The sequence below is a fragment of the Pseudorhodoplanes sp. genome, from assembly GCF_035565855.1.
Taxonomy (GTDB): Bacteria; Pseudomonadota; Alphaproteobacteria; order Rhizobiales; family Xanthobacteraceae; genus Pseudorhodoplanes.
The window spans coordinates 1-1,537 of sequence record NZ_DATMRX010000016.1 but is presented as its reverse complement, the minus strand read 5'-3'; the positions used below and the strand labels follow the sequence as shown (position 1 = coordinate 1,537).

Here is a 1,537-nt window from a genome sequence, read left to right as displayed (position 1 = left end):
CTGGGAAGCCTCGAATACGGCGCGGCGGTTCTGGGCACGAAGCTGATCATGGTTCTCGGCCACAACAGTTGTGGCGCGGTGAATGCGACGATCGAGGCGCTGCAGAAGGGCAATACGCTGCCCGGTCATATTGCGGATCTCGTCAGGGCGATGAAGCCCGGCATCGAGCCGACATCGAAGAACGCGGGTAGCGATCTCGCGCAGCGCGCCGTCGTCGCCAACGTGCAGTACAATGTCGAACGGCTGAAAACAGCAACGCCAATTTTGGCGGGAATGGTCGCCAAAGGCGAGCTTCGCGTGGTGGGTGGCGTTTATGATCTCGCGACTGGGAAAGTGAGTCTGGTTTAGGCCGCGTAACGCGCGGCAAGCCTGGCGGGAACGAAGCTTAGCGAAATCCGGGGTGTGCGGTCCCGCGTTGCGCTTCGCTCCATGCGGGCTACCAACCAATGTTATGGCCGGGCACCCGCCCCGCTCCGCGCGGCCGGAATGTAAACCTGTCCCGGCCATCCACGTCTTTGAGTGAGGCATCAAAGGCAAGACGTGGATGCCCGCGACAACTGCGGGCATGACATGAAGAAGAAAGGCCGTCCTGGCCCGCCGATCCTACTTCGCCTGAAGGATGTCGTTCTGGTTGCCGCGGGCGCTCGCGGACTTCGGCTGCCCGCCGGGCAGGCCCGTCCTGTACGTCACGTTGTTCTGCGAGCCACTGACGCTGATGGCGTCCACTGCCCCGATCCTGACCGTGTTGCCGTCACCTTTGACATCGAGGGACTTCGTCGCCTCGATAGTGAGCGTGTTGTTTGCTCCGTTGAGCGACACGCGCTCGCAGGTGCCCGAGAAGGTGAAGGTGCCGCCGCTTCCATTGATTGCGACCTTGCGTTCCTTGTCGCAATCGTGTGTGGCGCCAGGCACGCCGCTATAGGTCCGGTCGGGATTGTCTCCGCACGCGGCCAGCGCGAGGGCTGCGAGCAGGAGGGATGCGCTGCGTGCCATTCCCAGGTCCTCAGGGCGACCAGTGTAGCCCGGAAAAGGCGTCGCGCAATCCGGCGTCGTGTCCGCTTTGCGTTTCGCCCGTTGCGGGTGGTGGGGTTTGTGCTCCGAACCGCCGCGCGTAAAAGAGGCTTCCGATTCCCGAATGCGATCAGGACAGCCCGATGACCGACGAAACCCGCGACAGTAACGGCAATATTCTCAAGGACGGCGACTCGGTGACGCTGATCAAGGACCTGAAGGTCAAGGGCACGTCGGAGACGCTCAAGCGCGGCACGCTGGTGAAGAACATCCGGCTCACCGGAGACCCGGACGAGATCGAGTGCAGTACCAAGCAGGTGAAGGGCCTCGTGCTGAAAACCGAGTTCCTGAAGAAGGCGTGATGCGTACGCGCTGACACGCAGGCGGCGGCGCGGAACATCGACGTCGCGTCGTGACGCTTCAAGTCTGCAACTGAATTTAAATGCGCTGTTAATCCGCGGACCTTATGCGTGGCCGCATCGTTTCAACGAGAGGCCACCATGCGTGCATTGTTCCTCGCGGCAAT

The 1,537-nt window shown here is 62.1% G+C and carries 3 protein-coding genes; 2 read left to right on the top strand and 1 reads right to left on the bottom strand.

All coding sequences use genetic code 11. The features are described 5' to 3' along the window. Positions 1-348, top strand: a 348-nt coding sequence (locus tag VN004_RS01020; protein WP_325606247.1) for a carbonic anhydrase, incomplete at its 5' end; no start/stop codon positions are given. A gap of 255 nt (positions 349-603) precedes the next feature. On the opposite strand, the gene VN004_RS01015 is transcribed toward VN004_RS01020, so the two are convergent. Beyond that, a complete protein-coding gene (locus tag VN004_RS01015; RefSeq protein WP_325606246.1) occupies positions 604-993 on the bottom strand; it encodes a DUF3060 domain-containing protein in 390 nt (129 codons plus the stop codon). Positions 994-1,154: 161 nt separating this feature from the next. Here VN004_RS01015 and VN004_RS01010 point away from each other — a divergent pair, with 161 nt between their 5' ends. Further along, positions 1,155-1,373 (top strand): alkylphosphonate utilization protein, encoded by a 219-nt coding sequence (locus tag VN004_RS01010; RefSeq protein WP_325606245.1) that lies wholly within the window; start codon positions 1,155-1,157, stop codon positions 1,371-1,373. The last annotated feature ends 164 nt before the right edge of the window (positions 1,374-1,537 follow it).